The organism is Arthrobacter methylotrophus (assembly GCF_039539965.1).
Taxonomy (GTDB): domain Bacteria; phylum Actinomycetota; class Actinomycetes; order Actinomycetales; family Micrococcaceae; genus Arthrobacter; species Arthrobacter methylotrophus.
In genome coordinates this window covers 4070146-4089201 of sequence record NZ_BAABED010000001.1, presented here as the reverse complement: position 1 = coordinate 4089201, position 19056 = coordinate 4070146, and the positions used below count along the sequence as shown (strand labels likewise).

14 protein-coding genes, 1 tRNA gene and 1 other RNA gene are annotated in these 19056 nt (G+C 65.1%); 8 read left to right on the top strand and 8 right to left on the bottom strand.

Going from position 1 to position 19056, the window contains the following annotated elements:
- Positions 1-40 precede the first annotated feature (40 nt).
- From ABD884_RS21065 to ABD884_RS21040, 6 genes are read left to right on the top strand one after another with little or no spacing between them, the layout of a single operon-like run.
- Entirely contained in the window at positions 41-1933 is a 1893-nt protein-coding gene (locus ABD884_RS21065) for a PEP-utilizing enzyme (protein WP_345051339.1), read from the top strand.
- Positions 1926-2714, top strand: a complete 789-nt coding sequence (locus ABD884_RS21060) for an SDR family NAD(P)-dependent oxidoreductase (RefSeq protein ID WP_345051336.1) — start codon at positions 1926-1928, stop codon at positions 2712-2714. Before ABD884_RS21065 ends, ABD884_RS21060 begins: the two co-directional genes overlap by 8 nt.
- A gap of 47 nt (positions 2715-2761) precedes the next feature.
- Positions 2762-3082, top strand: coding sequence for a 2Fe-2S iron-sulfur cluster-binding protein (locus tag ABD884_RS21055; protein WP_345051333.1), 321 nt, complete (start codon positions 2762-2764; stop codon positions 3080-3082).
- 2 nt (positions 3083-3084) lie between these two features.
- On the top strand, positions 3085-4431 hold the full coding sequence (locus ABD884_RS21050) for an NAD(P)/FAD-dependent oxidoreductase (RefSeq protein WP_345051330.1): 1347 nt from the start codon (positions 3085-3087) through the stop codon (positions 4429-4431).
- 40 nt (positions 4432-4471) lie between these two features.
- Positions 4472-5221 carry an HD domain-containing protein gene (locus ABD884_RS21045; protein WP_345051328.1) on the top strand — a complete coding sequence of 250 codons (750 nt, stop codon included), beginning with the start codon at positions 4472-4474 and terminating at the stop codon, positions 5219-5221.
- A complete protein-coding gene (locus ABD884_RS21040; protein ID WP_345051326.1) occupies positions 5218-6735 on the top strand; it encodes an aldehyde dehydrogenase family protein in 1518 nt (505 codons plus the stop codon). Before ABD884_RS21045 ends, ABD884_RS21040 begins: the two co-directional genes overlap by 4 nt.
- A 124-nt stretch (positions 6736-6859) precedes the next feature.
- On the opposite strand, the gene ABD884_RS21035 is transcribed toward ABD884_RS21040, so the two are convergent.
- The 6 genes from ABD884_RS21035 to ABD884_RS21010 form a co-directional block, all read right to left on the bottom strand.
- Entirely contained in the window at positions 6860-8206 is a 1347-nt protein-coding gene (locus ABD884_RS21035; protein WP_345051321.1) for an aspartate kinase, read from the bottom strand.
- 255 nt (positions 8207-8461) lie between these two features.
- A complete protein-coding gene (gene recR / locus ABD884_RS21030; protein ID WP_028265726.1) occupies positions 8462-9061 on the bottom strand; it encodes a recombination mediator RecR in 600 nt (199 codons plus the stop codon).
- A 152-nt stretch (positions 9062-9213) separates the two neighbouring features.
- Positions 9214-12342 (bottom strand): DNA polymerase III subunit gamma and tau, encoded by a 3129-nt coding sequence (locus ABD884_RS21025; protein WP_345051317.1) that lies wholly within the window; start codon positions 12340-12342, stop codon positions 9214-9216.
- 33 nt (positions 12343-12375) lie between these two features.
- Positions 12376-12472, bottom strand: an RNA gene (ffs, locus tag ABD884_RS21020) — signal recognition particle sRNA small type.
- Between the two features lie 7 nt (positions 12473-12479).
- The gene (locus ABD884_RS21015) at positions 12480-12611 is read right to left on the bottom strand and encodes a hypothetical protein (protein ID WP_345051314.1); all 132 of its coding nucleotides are present in this window, start codon (positions 12609-12611) and stop codon (positions 12480-12482) included.
- 82 nt (positions 12612-12693) lie between these two features.
- Positions 12694-13017, bottom strand: coding sequence for a YqfO family protein (locus ABD884_RS21010; RefSeq protein WP_345051309.1), 324 nt, complete (start codon positions 13015-13017; stop codon positions 12694-12696).
- Positions 13018-13327: 310 nt separating this feature from the next.
- Here ABD884_RS21010 and ABD884_RS21005 point away from each other — a divergent pair.
- A tRNA-Ser gene (locus ABD884_RS21005) sits at positions 13328-13412 on the top strand.
- 77 nt (positions 13413-13489) lie between these two features.
- On the opposite strand, the gene ABD884_RS21000 is transcribed toward ABD884_RS21005, so the two are convergent.
- Positions 13490-14389, bottom strand: a complete 900-nt coding sequence (locus tag ABD884_RS21000; RefSeq protein ID WP_345051306.1) for a LysR substrate-binding domain-containing protein — start codon at positions 14387-14389, stop codon at positions 13490-13492.
- Between the two features lie 126 nt (positions 14390-14515).
- On the opposite strand from ABD884_RS21000, the gene ABD884_RS20995 reads away from it, so the two are divergent.
- Positions 14516-18019 (top strand): proline dehydrogenase family protein, encoded by a 3504-nt coding sequence (locus ABD884_RS20995; protein ID WP_345051302.1) that lies wholly within the window; start codon positions 14516-14518, stop codon positions 18017-18019.
- Positions 18020-18088: 69 nt separating this feature from the next.
- Here the strand turns inward: ABD884_RS20995 and ABD884_RS20990 are convergent, their stop codons facing one another.
- Positions 18089-19000: an oxygenase MpaB family protein gene (locus tag ABD884_RS20990; protein ID WP_345055128.1), complete on the bottom strand. Its 912-nt coding sequence runs from the start codon at positions 18998-19000 to the stop codon at positions 18089-18091.
- Positions 19001-19056: the final 56 nt, after the last annotated feature.

Below are 19056 nucleotides of genomic sequence, written 5' to 3'. Positions count from 1 at the left end.
CACCCAGGCTCAACGCCGAGCCCGTATTGAAAGGACCGCCATGTCCCTGAAGTCCTTCCCCAAACCGTCCGAGCTTCCGGTTCCCGCCGGCGCCGAGGGTTGGGAAAAGATCTACCCGTACTACCTGGTCTTCCAGGACAAGCTCAAGGAGCAGGAGGACGCCAAGTTCTGGTTCTGCGACAGCCAGCACTGGCCCACTGTGTTCAAGCCCTTCGAGACGATCGGCGGCGAGTTCGCGGTCAAATGCCTGGGCCAGTACAACGCCCGGCACCTGATGATCCCCAACGCCAACGGCATCGAGTTCCGCATCCACCTGGGCTACCTCTACATGTCGCCCATCCCGGTCCCCGAGGACCAGATCGCCGCCCGCGTGCCCTTGTTCGAACAGAGGGTGGGCCACTACTTCCAGAACTGGGAGCAGCTCCTCAAACAGTGGCATGTCAAGGTCAAGGGCACCATCGACGAGATGGAAACCATTTCCTTCCCCCGGCTCCCGGATATGGTTCCCATGGAGGATATCCTCTCCGGCAAAGGCAAGGACGGCTCCGAGAAGCTGCTGGAAAGCTACGACCGGCTGATTCAGCTGGCCTACCAGAACTGGCAGTACCACTTCGAGTTCCTCAATCTCGGCTACATCGCCTACCTTGACTTCTTCAACTTCTGCAAGCAGGTCTTCCCCAACATCCCGGATCAGTCCATCGCCACCATGGTGCAGGGTGTGGACATGGAGCTCTTCCGCCCGGACGACGAGCTCAAGCAACTCGCCAAGCTCGCCGTCGAACTGGGGCTCCAGGCTCACTTCAGCAACACGGACGACGTCGATGCCACTCTGGGTGCCATCGCCGCCGCCCCGGGCGGGGACCGCTGGACGGCTCAGTACGAGGGCGCCAAGGACCCGTGGTTCAACTTCACCGTGGGCAACGGCTTCTACGGCCACGACAAGTACTGGAACGAACACCAGGAAATCCCGCTGGGCTACATCGCCGACTACATCCGGCGCGTGGACGAAGGCCAGGAAATCTTGCGCCCGGTCGAGGCCCTGATCACCGAACGCGACCGCATCATCGAGGAATACCGCGAGCTGCTGGAAGGCGAAAACCAGGCCCTCTTCGATGCCAAGCGCGGACTCGCCGCCACCGCGTACCCGTACGTGGAGAACCACAACTTCTACATCGAGCACTGGACCATGGGCGTCTTCTGGCGCAAGATCCGCGAGCTGTCCCGGATGATGCAGGCCGAGGGCTTCTGGACCCAACCGGACGACCTGCTGTACCTGGGCCGCAACGAGGTCCGTGACGCGCTCTTCGACCTCGTCACCGGCTGGGGCGTCGGCGCCAAGCCGATCGGCCCGGACTACTGGCCCGAAGAGATCGAACGCCGCCGCGGGATCGTGGACGCGCTCAAGACCGCCCGCCCGGCTCCTGCCCTGAACACGCCGCCGGAATCCATCACCGAACCTTTCACCCGGATGCTCTGGGGCATCACCACCGAGCAGGTCCAGCAGTGGCTGGGTGCCGGCGAAGCGGTCGAAGGCGGCGGGCTGCGCGGCATGGCCGCCTCGCCCGGCGTCGTCGAAGGCCTGGCCCGCGTCATCACCGACGCGGACCAGCTCTCCGAAGTGCAGCAGGGCGAGATCCTCGTTGCCACGGTCACTGCGCCGTCCTGGGGCCCGATCTTCGGCAAGATCAAGGCCACCGTTACTGACATCGGCGGCATGATGAGCCACGCGGCCATCGTCTGCCGCGAATACGGCCTCCCGGCTGTGACCGGGACGGGCTCGGCGTCCACCACGATCAAGACCGGGCAGCGGCTCCGAGTGGACGGCACCAAAGGCACGGTCCAGATCCTCGACGCACTGATTCCCGATGCCGGGGATGCGGAGCTGGAGGTCGCCGGGCCCGGCGCCCACGCGCACAGCCACAGCCATGTCTGACGTGAATATGCCTGCTGCAGAAGATGAGAGTCCGGGCCAGCGGGCCCGGACCGTCCTGATCACCGGTGCCGCCGGCGGCCTGGGCCGGGCGTTCGCGCTCGGCTTCGGCCGCCGCGGCTACCGCGTGGCGGTGGCGGACGTGAACCTCGCCGGCGCGGAGGAAACCGCGAAGCTGGTCCGCGAAACCGGGGTTGACGCGGCCGCCTTCCATGCGGACGTCACGAGCGTGGACTCCACCGAGTCACTAGCGAAAAGCTGCGCGGACTTCGGCAACGGGAGCATCGACGTCGTACTCAACAACGCCGCCGTATACGCGGGGGTGACCCGCAGCCCGTTCGAGGACATCGATCCGGCCGAATGGGACCTGGTGATGAACGTCAACCTCAAGGGCCCGTGGCTCGTCACCCGGGCCGCCAGTCCGTATCTGCGCGAGGGCGGGCGCGTCATCAACCTCTCCAGCGCCACCATCTTCAGCGGCTCGGAACAGTGGCTGCACTACGTCGCCTCCAAGGGCGGCGTGGTGGCCCTGACCCGGGTCATGGCGAAAGAACTGGGCCGGCGGGGGATCACTGTCAACGCGATTGCCCCCGGCTTCACCCTCACCGAGGCCAGCTACGGGCTCATGGAAAACGCCGAGAACTACGGTGTGGACCGCGGCGCCATCAAGCGGGCAAGCCAGCCGGAAGACATCGTGGGCGCCGCACTCTTCCTGGCCGGTCCGGATAGTTCCTACTACACCGGCCAGACCATGGTGGTCGATGGCGGCCGTCAGTTCATCTGACCCCCGGTCCAATTTTTCAACCGACTTTCAACCCTCAAGGAGGACCAATGCCAACGGTTCATTTCACCGACGCCGAGGGCGCTGTCCGGGACGTCCAGGGCAACACTGGCGACTCGGTCATGGAAACCGCCGTGCGCAACGGTGTCCCAGGCATCGTGGCCGAATGCGGCGGCTCGCTGTCCTGCGCCACCTGCCACGTCTTCGTCCGCGAGGACTGCCTGGCCCAGCTCCCGCCGATGGAAGACATGGAAGACGAGATGCTCTATGGCACCGCCGTGGACCGCGAAGACAACTCACGGCTGTCCTGCCAGGTCCGTCTCACCGACGAGCGGGAACTGTTCGTCACCACCCCGGAAACCCAGGTGTAGCCATGAGCACTAATATCGTCGCCGAGCAGAGTTCCGCCGCGGCAGCTGAACAGACCAACACCGCAGCCGCGTTGGGCAAGCAGAGCCGGACCGGCCTGCTGATCATCGGCGCGAGCCAGTCCGGCGTCCAGCTCGCAGTCTCGCTCCGCGCGCTCGGCTTCGCCGAGCACATCACCCTGCTTGGCGACGAAGACCACCGACCCTACCAGCGCCCGGCCCTGTCGAAGGAGTTTCTCCAGGGCACCGTGGAAAGCGAATCCCTGATTTTCCGCTCCAGCGAGTATTGGGCCGAGCACAACGTGGACCTGGTCAAGGGCGAATACATCGTCCGGATCGACAAGGAGGCCGACGGCTCCGGGGTGGCCCATTCTTCCGCGGGGAAACAATTCCCCTTCAAACGGCTCGCCCTCACCGTCGGTGCCCGTGCCCGTAAGCTGGAGATCGAGGGCGCGGACCTCGACGGCGTGCTGTATCTGCGCAACGCCGACGACGCCCTGGCGCTCAAGGCCCGGGTAGCGGACGCGCAGGATGTGGTGGTGATCGGCGGCGGATTCATCGGCCTCGAAGCCGCGTCCAGCCTGCAGAAAATGGGCAAGAACGTCACCGTGTTGGAGTTCGGTCCTCGGCTCGTGGGGCGCGCCGTCGGCGAGGAAACGGCCGAGTACTTCCTGCAGGCGCACCGCGCCCGCGGCCTGGACATCCGACTCAACACGAGTGCTGCGCGCTTCGCCCCGGACACCGCCGCAGGCAAGGAACAGACTCGAGTCGCCGCCGTCGAGCTTAAGGACGGCACAGTGCTGCCAGCGCAGATTGTGCTGATAGGTATCGGCGTTATCCCCAATACACAACTTGCCGAGCAGCTGGGCCTGGTCGTGGACAACGGCGTCGTGGTGGACCGGTTCGCGCTGGCTTCGGACGGCACCACAGTAGCGGTGGGGGATGTCGCCAATATGCCCAACCCCGTGCCAGGTTCCAAAACAGGCGAACGGATCCGGCTGGAGAGCGTGAACAACGCCATCGAGCATGCCAAAGTGGCCGCTTACTCGCTCACAGGAAGACGCGAGGAATACGCCGGAATCCCGTGGTTTTGGTCCAACCAAGCCGACCTCAAGCTGCAGATCGCGGGCCTGTGCAACGGTTTCGACCAGACGGTGCTCCGGCGCGATAAGGAACGCGGCAAATTCACCGTCCTCTACTACCGTCAGGGCCAGGTCATTGCCGCTGACTGTGTCAATGCGCCGCTGGATTTCATGGCGGTAAAAAACGCCCTGGCCAAGGGCCAGAACATCCCGGCCGACGCTGCAGCGGACCCCGCCACGCAACTCAAGACCATCACCACGGGCAGCTAACTGTACTCGGACAGCAGCTTGGCCCACCTGAAGGAGCATTATGAGCACCCCCAAGACTCCGGTCGCCTCCGGCCCCACGGACGCTGGCCCCGCCGCTGAACCGGATGTGGCGGCCGAAGCCTTCGCTGCGGAGTACAGCGTTCGGCCCGTTCCCGCCGCTGGCCCGGTAGACACCACCGCCATCTGCAACACCCCGGCTGCACTTGGGGAGCTCGACGCGCTGTGGAAGACCGTTGTCCAGGAAACCCGGACCCGCGGCAATGATATCCACCTGCCCATCTCCCTGGCATACGCCGAACGGCTGTGCCGGGCGTACCCCGACGCTGACGCCGAACTGGTGCGCGTCGCCACCGTGCTGCACGACACCGGGTGGGCCCATGTGGATGAATCTCGCATCATCTCCGAGGGCTTCACTGGCAACTGGCGGAAAGCTGCCATCCGCTACGAGCACGAGCAGGAGGGCTGCAACGTGGCGCGCAGGGTGCTGCCCGGTCTCGGCTATTCAGCAGAGTTCGTGGAACGCGTCTGTCAAATCATCGACGGCCATGACACCCGGCCCGTGGCCCGGTCCCTGGAGGATGCTTTGATGCGCGACGCCGACAGACTGTGGCGTTTCGACCGCGCCGGGATCTCGCTGGCATCATCCTGGTTCGCCATGGACCCGGCCACCTACACCGACCGGCTCGCCGCCGAAATCGTGCCCGAACTCATCACCCAGGCCGCCGTGGACATGGCGACGGCCGACCTCAACCGGTCCAACGCTCTGCTCAAGACGGGAGTCATCCGATGACCTCTGCCACCCATCCTTCACCTGCCTTGCTTGCGCGCACGGAGCTGAACCTGCCGCACACGCATGTGGACACTATCTTCGTCGACGGCGCCTGGCAGCCTTCGCGCGGTATCGGCCGGAACCCGGTCACCGACCCGGCCACGGGCGAAGTCTGGGGCTCGGTACCGGACGGCACGCCGGAAGACGTGGACGCCGCCGTCGGCTCCGCCCAGCGCGCCTTTCAAGGCGATTGGCCCAGGCTGGCCGCGTCCGAGCGGGCTGCGTACCTGCTCCGGATTGCAGAGGAAGTGGAGAAACGGGCCGAGGAGCTGTCCCTGACCAACTCCCGCGAAAACGGCTCGCCGGTGGCCGAATCCGCCGGCGCTGCGGCCAACGCGGCCGGCATCTTCCGCTACTTCGCAACCCTCGCCGACTACCTCGAGCGGGAGGACGTGCGCCCCTTCCCGCGAGGCGGCGGCGAATCCGTGGTCCGGCGCGACCCGCTGGGAGTGTGCGCGCTGATCGCGCCCTGGAACTTCCCCATCAACCTGGTGATCATCAAGTTGGCCCCGGCACTGCTCGCCGGTTGCACAGTGGTGATCAAACCCGCGTCGCCCACCCCGCTGTCCATCCGCGTCATCATTGACGCCGTAGCCGCCGCCGGCGTCCCTGCCGGCGTGGTCAACCTCGTCACTGGCTCCGGCAGGCTCGGCGACGTGTTGGTGAAGCACCCCGGCGTGGACAAGGTGGCCTTCACAGGCTCAACTCCGGTGGGCCGGAAGATCGCCGCCGCCTGCGGGGAGCTGCTGCGTCCCGTCACTCTGGAACTCGGTGGAAAGTCGAGCGCGATTGTGCTGCCGGACGCGGATCTGGATGCCATGTCCAAGGTCCTGATCCGCTCCTCCATGCGCAACACCGGACAGACTTGCTACATCGCCACCCGCATCCTTGCCCCGGCGAGCCGCTACGAGGAAGTGGTGGACATGGTCACTGCCACGATCGCTGCTGGCAAGCAGGGGGACCCGCTGGATCCCGAGACGGTATTCGGCCCGTGCGCCACGGAATCGCAGTACCGGACCGTTCTGGAATACGTCGAATCGGGGCTAGCCGAAGGCGCCCGGGCCACCACCGGCGGGCGGGCGGCGCGCCTGGGCGGCGGCCTCGAAGACGGGTATTTCGTGGAACCCACCGTATTCGCCGACGTCGTCCCAGACATGCGGATCTCCCGCGAGGAGATCTTCGGTCCGGTCATCTGCGTCCTGAAATACGACGACACCGGTGGCAGTGTTGATGAGGCGGTTGCGCTCGCGAACAACACCGAGTTCGGCCTGGGCGGGCTCGTGTTCGGGCATGACCCGGAGGCTGCGCTGGCCGTCGCGGACCGGATGGACACCGGATCAGTGGGCATCAACTTCTTCGCCTCCAACCATGCCGCGCCCTTCGGCGGCCGCCACGACTCGGGACTTGGCACCGAATACGGCATCGAGGGCTTGAACGCCTACCTCAGCTACAAGTCGATCCACCGACGTCCGTAGCGACGGCCAGAGCCCAGCGGACCGCGTCCGGGAGGGCCGTTCTCATGAGTCGCCCCACGAAACCGCAAACGCTCGGCTGGATACCCAGCCGAGCGTTTGCGTGATCTGTTGATAGCTACATAGCCTAGCGGCCGGTGCCACCGTAGACGGTTGCCTCGGCGTCGCCGTCGAGCTCGAATGCCTTGTGGATGGCGCGAACGGCGTCATCGAGCAGGTCGGCGTGGGTGACCACGGAGATGCGGATCTCCGAGGTGGAAATCATGTTGATGTTGATGCCGGCGTCGGAGAGTGCTTTGAAGAACGTCGCCGAAACTCCCGGGTGCGAACGCATGCCGGCGCCGATCAGGGAAAGCTTGCCGACGTTTTCGTTGTATTCGATGGCTTCGAAGCCGATTTCAGGCTGTGCCGCACGGAGCGCGACGAGGGCGTCGGCGCCTTCCACAATGGGCAGGGTGAAGGAAATGTCGGTACGCCCAGTGCCGTGGGTGGACACGTTCTGAACGATCATGTCGATGTTCGAATGTGCCTTGGCGATGACCTGGAAAATCGCGGCGGCCTTGCCGGGGATATCCGGGACGCCCACCACTGTGACCTTGGCTTCTGAACGGTCGTGTGCAACGCCGGAGATGATTGGCTGCTCCAAGGCAACTCCCTCTTGAATCGTGATCTTGTCATCGGCGCTGGGTAGGACCCAGGTGCCTTCGTTCTGGCTGAATGAGGAACGGACGTGCAGGGGCACCCCGAAGCGGCGGGCGTACTCCACGCAACGCAAGTGCAGGATCTTGGCACCCGAAGCCGCCAACTCGAGCATTTCCTCGCTGGAGATACGGTCGATCTTCTGGGCTGTCGAAACCACGCGCGGGTCCGCAGTGTAGATGCCGTCCACATCCGTGTAGATCTCGCAGACATCCGCTTCAAGCGCAGCGGCCAGAGCCACCGCAGTAGTGTCCGACCCGCCGCGGCCAAGGGTGGTGATCTCTTTGGTGTTGTGGCTCATGCCTTGGAACCCGGCCACGATGGCGATGTGGCCCTTGTCCAACGCGGTGCGGATGCGGTGCGGGTCGACGTCGATAATGCGCGCCTTGCCGTGGATGCCGTCCGTGATCATGCCGGCCTGCGAGCCGGTGAACGACTGGGCCGAGGCACCGAACTTGTTAATGGCCATGGCGAGCAGAGCCATGGAAATGCGCTCGCCTGCGGAGAGGAGCATGTCCATCTCACGAGCGGGAGCGGAATCGGTGACCTGGGCGGCGAGATCAAGGAGTTCGTCCGTGGTGTCTCCCATGGCCGAGACCACCACGACAATCTCGTTGCCGGCCTTTTGTGCGTCAACCACGCGGCGGGCGACACGCTTGACGCCCTCGGCGTCGGACACCGAGGAGCCACCGAACTTCTGAACGATCAGCTGCTTGGTCTTGGCAGTCTGCGCGGTCAAGTCTTCGGTCTTCACATCGGTAGTGGGCAAACTCATGCGCGCACCCTCACTGCTAAATTGGGGATCATACGTTGCGTGGCCAGCTAACGGCACGGCTACGTGGCTTATGTGGCCAGTTTATCGCCGGGCGCCGCGGGCCGGGGAATTGTGACCAAATATCCGCCCCTTGATGGACGCCTAGGCGCTCTAACGCGGCGTACTATCAGGAAATATGCAGCCTGTGGCTGGGCTGGCATTCGCCGCGGACCCCGGCACATCGGCTGGCCCGGGACACGCGGATCGCTTAGAGGCTTACATCAAGGCGTTGCGGCGCCCCTCGAAGGCCCTTCCGAGGGTGACTTCGTCCGCATACTCCAGATCGCCGCCGACCGGGAGCCCGGAAGCAAGCCTGGTAACCGTGATGCCGATCGACTTCAGCATGCGGGCAAGGTAGGTTGCCGTCGCTTCGCCTTCAAGGTTGGGATCGGTCGCGATGATGATCTCCTGGATGGCGCCGTCGTTGAGCCGCGTGAGGAGTTCGCGGATGCGGAGTTGTTCCGGCCCGATGCCGGCGATCGGATTGATGGCGCCGCCCAGCACATGGTAACGGCCACGGAAGGACCGCGTGCGTTCTACCGCCAAGACATCCTTGGACTCTTCGACCACGCAGATCACGGAGGGGTCGCGTCGTGGATCGCGGCAGATGTTGCACAGCTCCTGTTCGGTGACGTTGCCACACACAGTGCAGAACTTCACCCGTTCCTTGACAGTGGTGATGGCCGCGACCAGTCGCTTCATGTCCTCGGGATCAGCCTCGAGGATATGGAAGGCCAGGCGCTGAGCCGACTTCGGCCCGACGCCGGGGAGCCGGCCGAGCTCGTCAATCAGCTCTTGTACTGCGCCTTCGTACACAATGTCCTCGTTCGTTCGATGTCGACGCCGTTGCTGTTCCGCGGGCGTCGCAGTTTGGTGGCACCTTGGTGCGGGCGCGCACTGTGTGGATCCTGAGTTTCCTCACGGAACATCATGCGGGCCCACCAGGGCGCTGTTAGGGTGTCCGGTTGTTAGCGGCGCACCAAAGGATTGCCGTCCAGCGACCGTTCCTCCAGTAGCTTTCCGCCCAGAATACGCTCGACGGCGGCACGCCCAAAGACTCCCGACTCCTCGATCGTCTCGTCGTCCGCGCTGGGGATGTCTTCCACCACGCTGCCGGGAGCAGCGGCCCGCACGGGTGCCTGCCCGCGCCCAGCCAAGGCTTCGGGGCTGTTCGAAAGCCGCTGATAGAGGCTTTGCTTCCCGGTCCCGGAAGGCGCCGACGGTACTACTTGGACCGGTGGTGGAGCGTGGTTCGTGGCCTGGGCGAGTGCCACTGTGGAGGGGGAGATTTCCGCGACGCCCGCTGAGCCTGTGGCCGGAGCAGGGGTCTGGCTTGGAATCTGCGCGGCGGCTGGTTCATAGACGGGGCTGGACAGCGGCTGCAGGGCGGGATCGGCTTGCCCGGCAGGTTCGGCCTGCCCTACAGGGGCTGAGTTGCCTGAAGCCGCGTTTCCAACGTTGGATTCGGAGCCGACCACCCACGACCCCGGCGCCTGCTCGACGGCCCTGGACCAAGGATCTTCGGGGCCCTTCTTTTCCGGAGCTGCTTTGGGGGAGCGTTTGTTGCTTGAGACAGGGTCTCTGGGGCCCGAGCCGCCGGAGCCTAAGCCGTCCACCGCGGGAGTTGCGGCGCGAACCTGAGTGGAGGTCTGCCCCGTGGCCATCGGCGGGGCATCGGGGCCGGCCGCAGGCCTGGCGGCGACGCCAGAAGAATTTGATGGCTCCCAATCCATTGGCGGTTCTTCGTCCAACGAGGGAACATCCTCGTCGCGCGGGGGACCCCAGTCGCCGTCCGAATACGAGTAGTCCGCGCCCGGGTCGGCGGGTGACGCTGGGCCTGCAGGTGTGGGCGGCACAGTGACTGCTGTTGCGGCGGGACCCTCTGCGAGGGGAACCGGTGGGTGCGCCGGAGTTGTCTCCGGGGCCCGGGTCGGTTGGGACGCGTGTATCTCTCCGGAGGCCGGCTCAGGGACAGCCGTGCTTTGTGGTGCAGGGGCAAGGCCCCATGCGCTGTCCACGGCGGACGGCACCATTGCGGAGGCGCCCGGGCCCGCCGGGTCAGCCGGTGCTTTTGGGTTTGGTTCAGAGCTGCCTGAGCTGTTGCCGCCGACAACGGAAATGATCTGGCAGTCGATGCCGATCGTCTTGTGGATAGCCTGGCGCAGGTTCTCGGCATGGTCTGCCCGGCTGAAGGCGCTCGCCAATCCGTCAGTGCTGAACGCCAGAGTCAGGAGTTGGCCGTCGAACTGTGCCACTTGCGCGTTGGCTCCAACCAGCGCCCAGCTGCTGCGCTTGATCTTGGTCAGCGTCTGGAGGATCTCGGGCCAAGCCCGCCGGATGACCTCGACGTCGGGGCCACCGGTAGCCGGACGAACGGCTTGTCCTGGCGCGGGCGTTTGAGTTGCCGGGGGACCTTGGGTTGCCGCTTGTGCGGTCACGGGCTGCGCCCGTTCCTGGTCTACCGCTGGCTGAACCGCTGGCGCCTGCGCAACGGGCTGCGCTGCATGGGCTGCGGCAGGCGCGTGAGGATGTATGTCGGCTTCGGCGCCGGCTCGGCTGGCCGGCGGCCTGGCCTCATCGACGGGCCAGTCACTGGTGGACACCCGCGGCGGTATCAGTTGCTCCCTGGAATGGGCCTCCGCAACAGATGGAATGTCGGAAACCGGAGCCTTAGTGACCGGGACCGGCCCGGACGTTGGCGAGTCGGACAGCGGTGAGGCGGGCACTGGTGAGGCGGGCACTGGTGAGGCGGACAGTGGTGAGGCGGGCACTGGTGAGGCGGGCACTGGTGAGGCGGAAACGGAACTGGCGTCCGCCGTCGTGCGCTTCACTGGCTGCTCAGCCGGGCGCCCGGCCGGAGCATGAGCAATGGACGGGGCCGCGGCGACTGCGGGCGCGGCGTGGGCTTCCGCTGCGGGAAGTGCGCCGCCATAGTTGAGGCGGCGTTCGACGCGGTCGATCCGGGCCGCGATGCCACGTTCGGTCTGTTCGGAACTGGGTAGCAGAATCCGGGCGCACAGCAGCTCGAGATGCAGCCGGGGCGAGGTGGCGCCGGTCATTTCGGTCAGCGCGGTATTGGTGACATCGGCCGCGCGGGAAAGCTCCGCGGCACCGAGGTTGTTGGCTTGGCTGCGCATGCGGGCGATCTGGTCCGCCGGCATGCCGCGGAGGATGGCCTGGGCGCTTTCCGGCATGGCTTGGACGATGATGAGGTCCCGGAACCGCTCCAGCAAGTCCTCGACGAAGCGGCGGGGATCATGCCCTGTTTGGATGACACGGTCAACAGCGCGGAAGACCGTGGCGGAATCGGACGCGGCGATTGCCTCCACGACGTCGTCGAGTAGAGAAGCGTGCGTGTACCCAAGCAGCGCCACGGCGAGCTCGTAGTCCAGGCCGTTGGGTCCGGCGCCGGCCATGAGCTGGTCAAGCACGGAGAGGGAATCGCGCACCGAGCCGCCGCCGGCCCGGATGACCAAGGAGAGGACGCCCGGAGCCACAGGCACGTTCTCCTGCTGGCAGAGGAGCTCGAGGTACTTCATCAAGGGCTCGGGCGGCACCAGCCGGAAGGGGTAGTGGTGTGTGCGGGAGCGGATGGTGCCAATGACCTTGTCCGGCTCCGTGGTGGCAAAGATGAACTTGATATGTTCCGGCGGCTCTTCGACGATCTTCAACAGCGCATTGAATCCTGCGGAGGTGACCATGTGGGCTTCGTCGATGATGAAGATCTTGTAGCGGTCCCGGACCGGGGCGAAGGTGGCGCGCTCGCGGAGATCCCGGGCGTCGTCCACGCCGCCGTGGCTGGCGGCGTCGATCTCGATGACGTCAAGGGAACCGGAACCGCCGCGGGCCAGCTCAACGCAGCTGTTGCACTTGCCGCAGGGAGTGTCCGTGGGGCCTTCGGCGCAATTGAGGCAGCGGGCCAAGATACGGGCGGACGTGGTTTTTCCGCAACCGCGGGGACCGGAGAAGAGGTAGGCGTGGTTGACGCGGTTCTTGCGCAAGGCCGTCATGAGCGGCTCCGTGACGTGTTCCTGCCCGATAACGTCCGCGAACGAATCCGGGCGATATCTGCGGTAAAGCGCAGTAGTAACAGTCACAGGGGAAACCTAGCTATAGGGACTGACATTTAAATAAGAGACCCCTCATGCACCCGCCAGAGCCCATCTACCCTTGCTACCTTCCGGTCCTGGGGGAGTTCAACAGGATGACGCCACATGAGGGGCCGTCGACAAGCTTACCCGAAGTTATCGAGCCCTCCGAATCTGCGGTTGTCCTGGCTTTTGGTCCTTGGTTCCGGGGGACATGCCCGTTGCTTGAGCCAGGGACTGGACATGTCCCCCGTACGCTCCCTGACTCCAAGGGACATGTCCCGCGTGTGAGCCAAGTAGTGGACATACTGGGCTTATGTCCAGTGCTAGAAGCTAGGGGAGGGCATGTCCACTGGTGGATTAGCGCCAACCGTTCACTGGCCACGTCATGAAGGCAGGTTCCTCGTAGGGATGCGCTGAGCGCAGGGCCTGCACCACCGCGTCGAGCATGTCCGCCTCAACCACGCACTCGACGCGCACTTCCCGCACCGATTCACCTTGTCCCACGGCCCCGATGAACGGCTGGGCCCCGGGCAGCGGGGTGAAGCGTCCCGTCCCTGGTGTGGTGAAGGAACAATGGGAATAGTTGCCGATTCTGCCGGCCCCGGCGTCCCCCATGGCGACTAGCACGTCCTCGCTGTGTGAGGCCGGGACGTAGGCAACGAGGGCGTGTAGTTGGCTCATGCCGCCCATTCTTCCAGCGGCCGCTTAGAAACAGGTCAAAGGATGGTTTTTGATCTCCATTGCCTAACGGAGAAACGTAGCGGACCATTAGTATGTACACCGATTGGGGCAATCTCAAGATTGTGAGCTGCAGGGCCTGGTTTCAGGGGCCGGACCCAGCAGCTCAACGGAGTGCCGGAAGAATGGACGCATTGGGGGCGTCCATTTTTACGTTTAACGGTAAGAAAGGCCCGCCGGCACCCTGAAAGTCCCGATTGGGCGATGCCGAAATTCTCGGGTACAGTGGAGTCTGCTTTTGATTCAGAAGCATGGAGAATTCGCCTAGCGGCCTATGGCGCACGCCTGGAACGCGTGTTGGGTTAACGCCCTCGGGGGTTCAAATCCCCCATTCTCCGCGTTTGGCCCCGGTCCAAAAGACCGGGGCCTTTTTGCGTCCTCGGCGCCAACCTCGGATTGGGCGCTCCTTTAACCCCTATGCACGCTCCGCGGCCACCCGTTCCAGCACCTCCCTGCACGCCAGAATTGCCGGGTGGATGCGGCCGGCGGTGCGTGTTGAAGTGAAGACCGTCCGCTTGGGTAGCCCGGGAAGGTCCAGTAGCTGGACTGGCGTGTTCCGGCCCGTCCAGACGAGGTCCGGCATGAGGGCCACGGCATTGCCGGACTCGATAAGGCGGATTTGCGCTTGGAGGTCGGCGGTCTCGTAGCGGACATCGGGCTCGAATCCCGCGGAGCGGCACGCCTGTTCCGCCCAGTGCCTTGACGCCGCGCCGCGCGGTTCCATGACCCACGGCAGCGCCGCCGTGTCCGCGAGCGAGGAAATAGTTTCACCTCCCAGGCCGGGCGGGGGAGTGGCCAGCCTGATCGCGTCGCTGGTCAGGGTGGCCCGGTCGAGTCCGGGGTGGTGCGGCGCGGCGTGTCCGGGGTATTGCTCGGCCACCACAATATCGAAGTCGCGGGCCCAGGTTTCATAGAGCGCTGTCTCGGGTTCGCGCTGGATCATCTCCACGCGCACTTCCGGGTACTGGCCCTTCATGATGGTGAGGAAATCCGGCATGAGGGCCAGGGCGGCCGTTTGGAACACTGCCAGCCGCACCGTTCCCGTCACCGTGGAAAGGGAGGCTGCAAGGTCCGTTTCTGCGCGTTCCAGCGTGGCCAGCAAGGCCGCCGTGTGTTCCACGAGGATCTCGGCCTGCGGGGTGAGTTGGACGCGTCGCCCGGACTTTCTCAGCAGTTTCACGCCGGCCTCCTTTTCCAGCAAGGTCAATTGCTGGGACACCGACGACGGGCTGTACTTCATGGCGTCGGCCACCTCGGCGAGTGTTCCGCGGATCTTCAATTCGTGCAGCAAGCGCAGCCTGCGGACATCCAGCATTCGGCTCTCCAGATGGCTCGAGAAATCTAATGAATATTCTTCAGAAAAGATCGCTTTTCCTAATCTGATTGTAGATCCATACTGAGGGAAACAAAGCTCTCTCCGCACCAAAAGGAAACCCAACGCATGAGCACACCAACCCGGGATCAGAGCATCGACGCCAGGACGCAGTCCACCCCGGAATCCGGACACCCGGAACTGGCCCACGAAGAGCTGGCCTACGAAGCCATCCAGCTGGTTCGACACTGGCTCACCGAAGCCTCGAAGGTGCCCGTCGACGTTTCAGCACAACGCCTCGCCGGCGTCTTGAAGGACCCGAACGGCTTGGACTTCACGGTGGGGTTCGTCGACGGCGTCATCCGCCCCGAGGATCTGTCCGTGGCCGGCCGCAACCTGGCAAAGCTTGCCCCGAAAGTCCCGGCCTTCCTGCCCTGGTATATGCGGGCTGCCGTGCGTACCGGCGGCGTCATGGCTCCGGTCCTTCCGCAAGTGGTCATTCCGATCGCCCGCAGGGTCCTCCGTGACATGGTGGGCCACCTGATCGTGGACGCCACGGACGCCAAACTTGGCCCGGCCATCGCCAAGATCAAGCAGAACGGTGTCCACCTCAACGTGAACCTGTTGGGCGAGGCTGTTCTGGGCGAACGCGAAGCCAGCCGTCGGCTCGAAGGAACCCTCAAGCTCCTGGCGCGGGACGACGTCGACTACGTCTCCATCAAGGAATCCTCCACGGTGGCACCGCACTCGCTCTGGGCCTTCGACGAAGCCGTGGACCACGTGGTGGAGAAACTCACCCCGCTCTACCGGCTGGCAGCATCCTTCTCCAAGCCCAAGTTCATCAACCTGGACATGGAGGAATACAAGGACCTCAGCCTGACCATGGCCGTGTTCACCAGGATTCTGGACAAGCCTGAATTCAAGAACCTTGAAGCCGGCATCGTGCTGCAGGCCTACCTTCCGGACGCGCTCTCGGCCATGCAGGAACTGCAGGAATGGGCCGCGGCCCGGCGGGCCAGCGGCGGCGCTCCCATCAAGGTCCGCGTCGTCAAGGGCGCCAACCTGCCCATGGAACAGGTCCAGGCGTCCATTCAGGGCTGGCCACTCGCCACCTGGGGAACCAAACAGGATTCGGACACCAACTACAAGCGTGTCCTCAACTACGCCTTGACTGCCGAGCACATCGACGCGGTGCGCATCGGCGTCGCCGGCCACAACCTCTTCGACGTGGCGTTCGCCTGGTTGCTGGCGAAGGAACGCGGAGTAACTGAAGGCATCGAGTTCGAGATGCTCCTCGGAATGGCCACGGGCCAGGCCACGGCAGTGCGCAAGGATGTCGGCAGCCTTCTGCTCTACACGCCGGTGGTTCACCCGGGCGAGTTTGACGTCGCCATCGCCTACCTGATCCGCCGCCTGGAAGAGGGCGCGAGCCAGGATAACTTCATGTCTGCGGTGTTCGAACTTGGGGGGAACTCCCCAGAAAGCAGATCCCTGTTCGAACGCGAAAAGCAGCGCTTCCTCGCGTCCCTCGCGGAGCTGGACGACGCCGTTCCGGCCCCCAACCGCACACAGGACCGCAACAAGCCCTCGGCTTCCACAACAAACCAGGGCTTCGCCAACACCCCGGACACGGATCCCGCCCTGCCCGCCAACCGGGCTTGGGGCCGGGCCATCCTGGAGCGCATTCCAGGCTCCACCGCGGGCAACGCGATCGTTGAAGCAAGCAAGGTCAGTAGCCCCCAGGAGCTTGACCGCATTATCGCCGCCGCCGTCGAGGCTGGCGAAAAATGGGGTGCCATGCCGGCGGCCGAGCGGGCAGCCATCTTGCACCGCGCAGGCGACATCCTTGAATCCCGACGCGCCGAACTCCTTGAGGTCATGGCTTCCGAGACCGGCAAGACGATCGAGCAGGGCGATCCGGAGGTCAGCGAAGCTATCGATTTCGCGCATTACTATGCCGAGCGCGCCAAGGACCTGGAAACGGTCGACGGCGCCACGTTCGTCCCAGCGAACCTCACCGTCGTGACGCCGCCGTGGAACTTCCCGGTGGCGATTCCTGCGGGTTCCACGCTCGCGGCACTTGCGGCGGGATCCGCCGTCGTGATCAAACCCGCAAAGCAGGCCCGCCGCTCCGGTTCCGTCATGGTGGACGCCCTCTGGGAGGCCGGCGTGCCGCGCGAAGTGCTGGCGCTCGTGCAGCTGGAAGAACGCGAGCTGGGCACCCAGCTGGTCTCACACCCCAGCGTTGACCGCGTGATCCTCACCGGCGGCTACGAGACCGCTGAGCTCTTCCGATCCTTCCGGCAGGACCTGCCGCTGTTGGCGGAGACGTCCGGCAAGAACGCCATCATCGTCACCCCGCACGCCGACCTGGACCTGGCTGCCAAGGACGTCGTGTACTCGGCCTTCGGGCACGCCGGGCAGAAGTGCTCCGCCGCTTCGTTGGTGATCCTGGTGGGCTCCGTTGCCACGTCCGGGCGCTTCCACAACCAGCTGATTGATGCTGCCCGTTCGCTCAAGGTGGGTTACCCGGAGCAGGCCACCACCCAGATGGGACCGATTATCGAGCCCGCCAACGGCAAGCTCCTCAACGCACTGACCACCCTCGGCGACGGTGAGAGCTGGGCCATGAAGCCGGAGAAGCTGGACGAGACGGGGCGGCTGTGGTCCCCGGGCATCCGGTTCGGCGTCAAGCGAGGCTCCTACTTCCACCTGACCGAGTTCTTCGGCCCGGTCCTCGGCGTCATGACTGCGGCCACACTGGAAGAAGCCATCGCCATCCAGAACGAGATCGAATATGGCCTCACCGCCGGTCTGCACTCGCTCGATTCCGGTGAAATGGGCGTCTGGCTGGACACCATCCAGGCCGGAAACCTCTACGTGAACCGCGGCATCACGGGCGCCATCGTCCAGCGGCAGCCGTTCGGCGGATGGAAGAAGTCTGCCGTGGGTGCTGGCACCAAGGCCGGCGGCCCCAACTACCTGGTCGGGCTGGGCCGCTGGCTCCCGGCCGAGCCCGGTGCCAAGCCCGGTGCCACGCTCAAGGGTGCGGCTGCCTCGATCCTGGCCGCAGCCAAGGCCGCGGGCCCGCTTGTTGAAGCCAGCGAAGCAGAGGCTTTGCAGAAGGCGCTCTTCAGCGACGCCGCGGCATGGGCCACGGAATTCGGCACCCGCAAGGACGTCTCCGGCCTGAGTGCCGAGCGCAACGTCTTCCGGTACCGGTCCGTCCCCGTGACCGTCCGCTTGTCCGAGGGCGCGAAGCTCGTGGACTTGCTTCGCGTCGTAGCAGCCGGCGCCGTGGCGGGTTCGGCACTCACGGTGTCCTCCGCCGTCGGGCTTCCCGACGCCGTGGTAGCGGCGTTCGCCGGGCTGGGCGTGAGCACCCGCCTCCAGAACGACGCCGAATGGCTGGCTTCCGCGGCAGGTATCGACGGTGGCCGCATCCGCCTGATCGGCGGGGACAGCACCGCGCTGAGTGCCGCAACCGGCGGACGTCCCGACGTCGCGATCTACCACGGCACCGTGACCCCGGCCGGGCGCATCGAGATGCTGCCGTTCCTGCATGAACAGGCCATCAGCATCACGGCGCACCGCTTCGGCACGCCGAACCACCTGTCCGACGCGTTGATCTAGCAACTCACCAAGGAAGCAGAGAGGCCCGGCAGGACGGCCCCAAGCCGTCCCGCCGGGCTTCTTTGTGCCTTAAGCCTCGTAGCCCAAGCGGCGCAGCCGTTGCCGGGCTGCCTGTTCGCTGGGGCCGCTTCGTCCCAAAGTCAGGCGCACGACGGTGAGAACCACCCGGGCGGCGAGAATCGACGGCAATGGTATCGGGCCGAAGTGGGGCTTCTCCAGTCCCAAGAGCTCCCGATACTTGGGCTCCAGGCTGGCCACGGCCGCAGCAAACAGAATCCGATAGCCGGGTTGAAGCGACGCCTTCAGCGGGGGATTCCGGATAAAATCGACGGTTTCCTTGAGCCGTTGGTCCGCGCGCAGATGGCCGGAGGCATACCACCCGTCCATTTCCGATGTCACCTCGGCCAGGCTCAACGGAGGGTCCTGGACGCCCATCAAACGGCCCGCCTGGGCCCACTCGCGCACGTAGGCATCGGCACCGCCGGGAACTGCACCGCCCCAGATCCGGTGCGCCGCCACGAAGGAATCCGCGTAGGCAACGTGGACCCAGCGGAGGAGTTCGGGATCATTGGCTGAATATTCGCGGGTGTGCCCGGCGGCGTCAACGTAGCTGCCTTTGACGGAGTCGTGGACTCTCCGCACGAAGTGGGTGGCCATGTGGGCTGATTCCATGGAACCGTAGCTCACCGTGAAGATCCAACGGATGGTATTTGCCAACCGGCCGAGGGGGTCCCTTTTGAAGCCCGAATGGTCGTAGACGCCGGCCAAGGCGCCGGGGTGCAGGGACTGCATGAGCAGCACACGGATTCCCGCAACGATCGTGGCCATGGATCCGTGGACGGCCCAGACGGCCGAGCCGGGAAGGTGGTATCCGGCGTCGTCGCCGTCCGCAAGCCGCAGCACCCAGTCAGGCGTCGACTGCGGGTGACCCGTGAAAGTCATCCGCAGTTCCGATTGCCACTTCTTGAGGAAGTTGACCATGGAGCTATTGGATCGTGCTTCCACGTTTGTGTACAGCCACCGCCCCTTAAGAATCG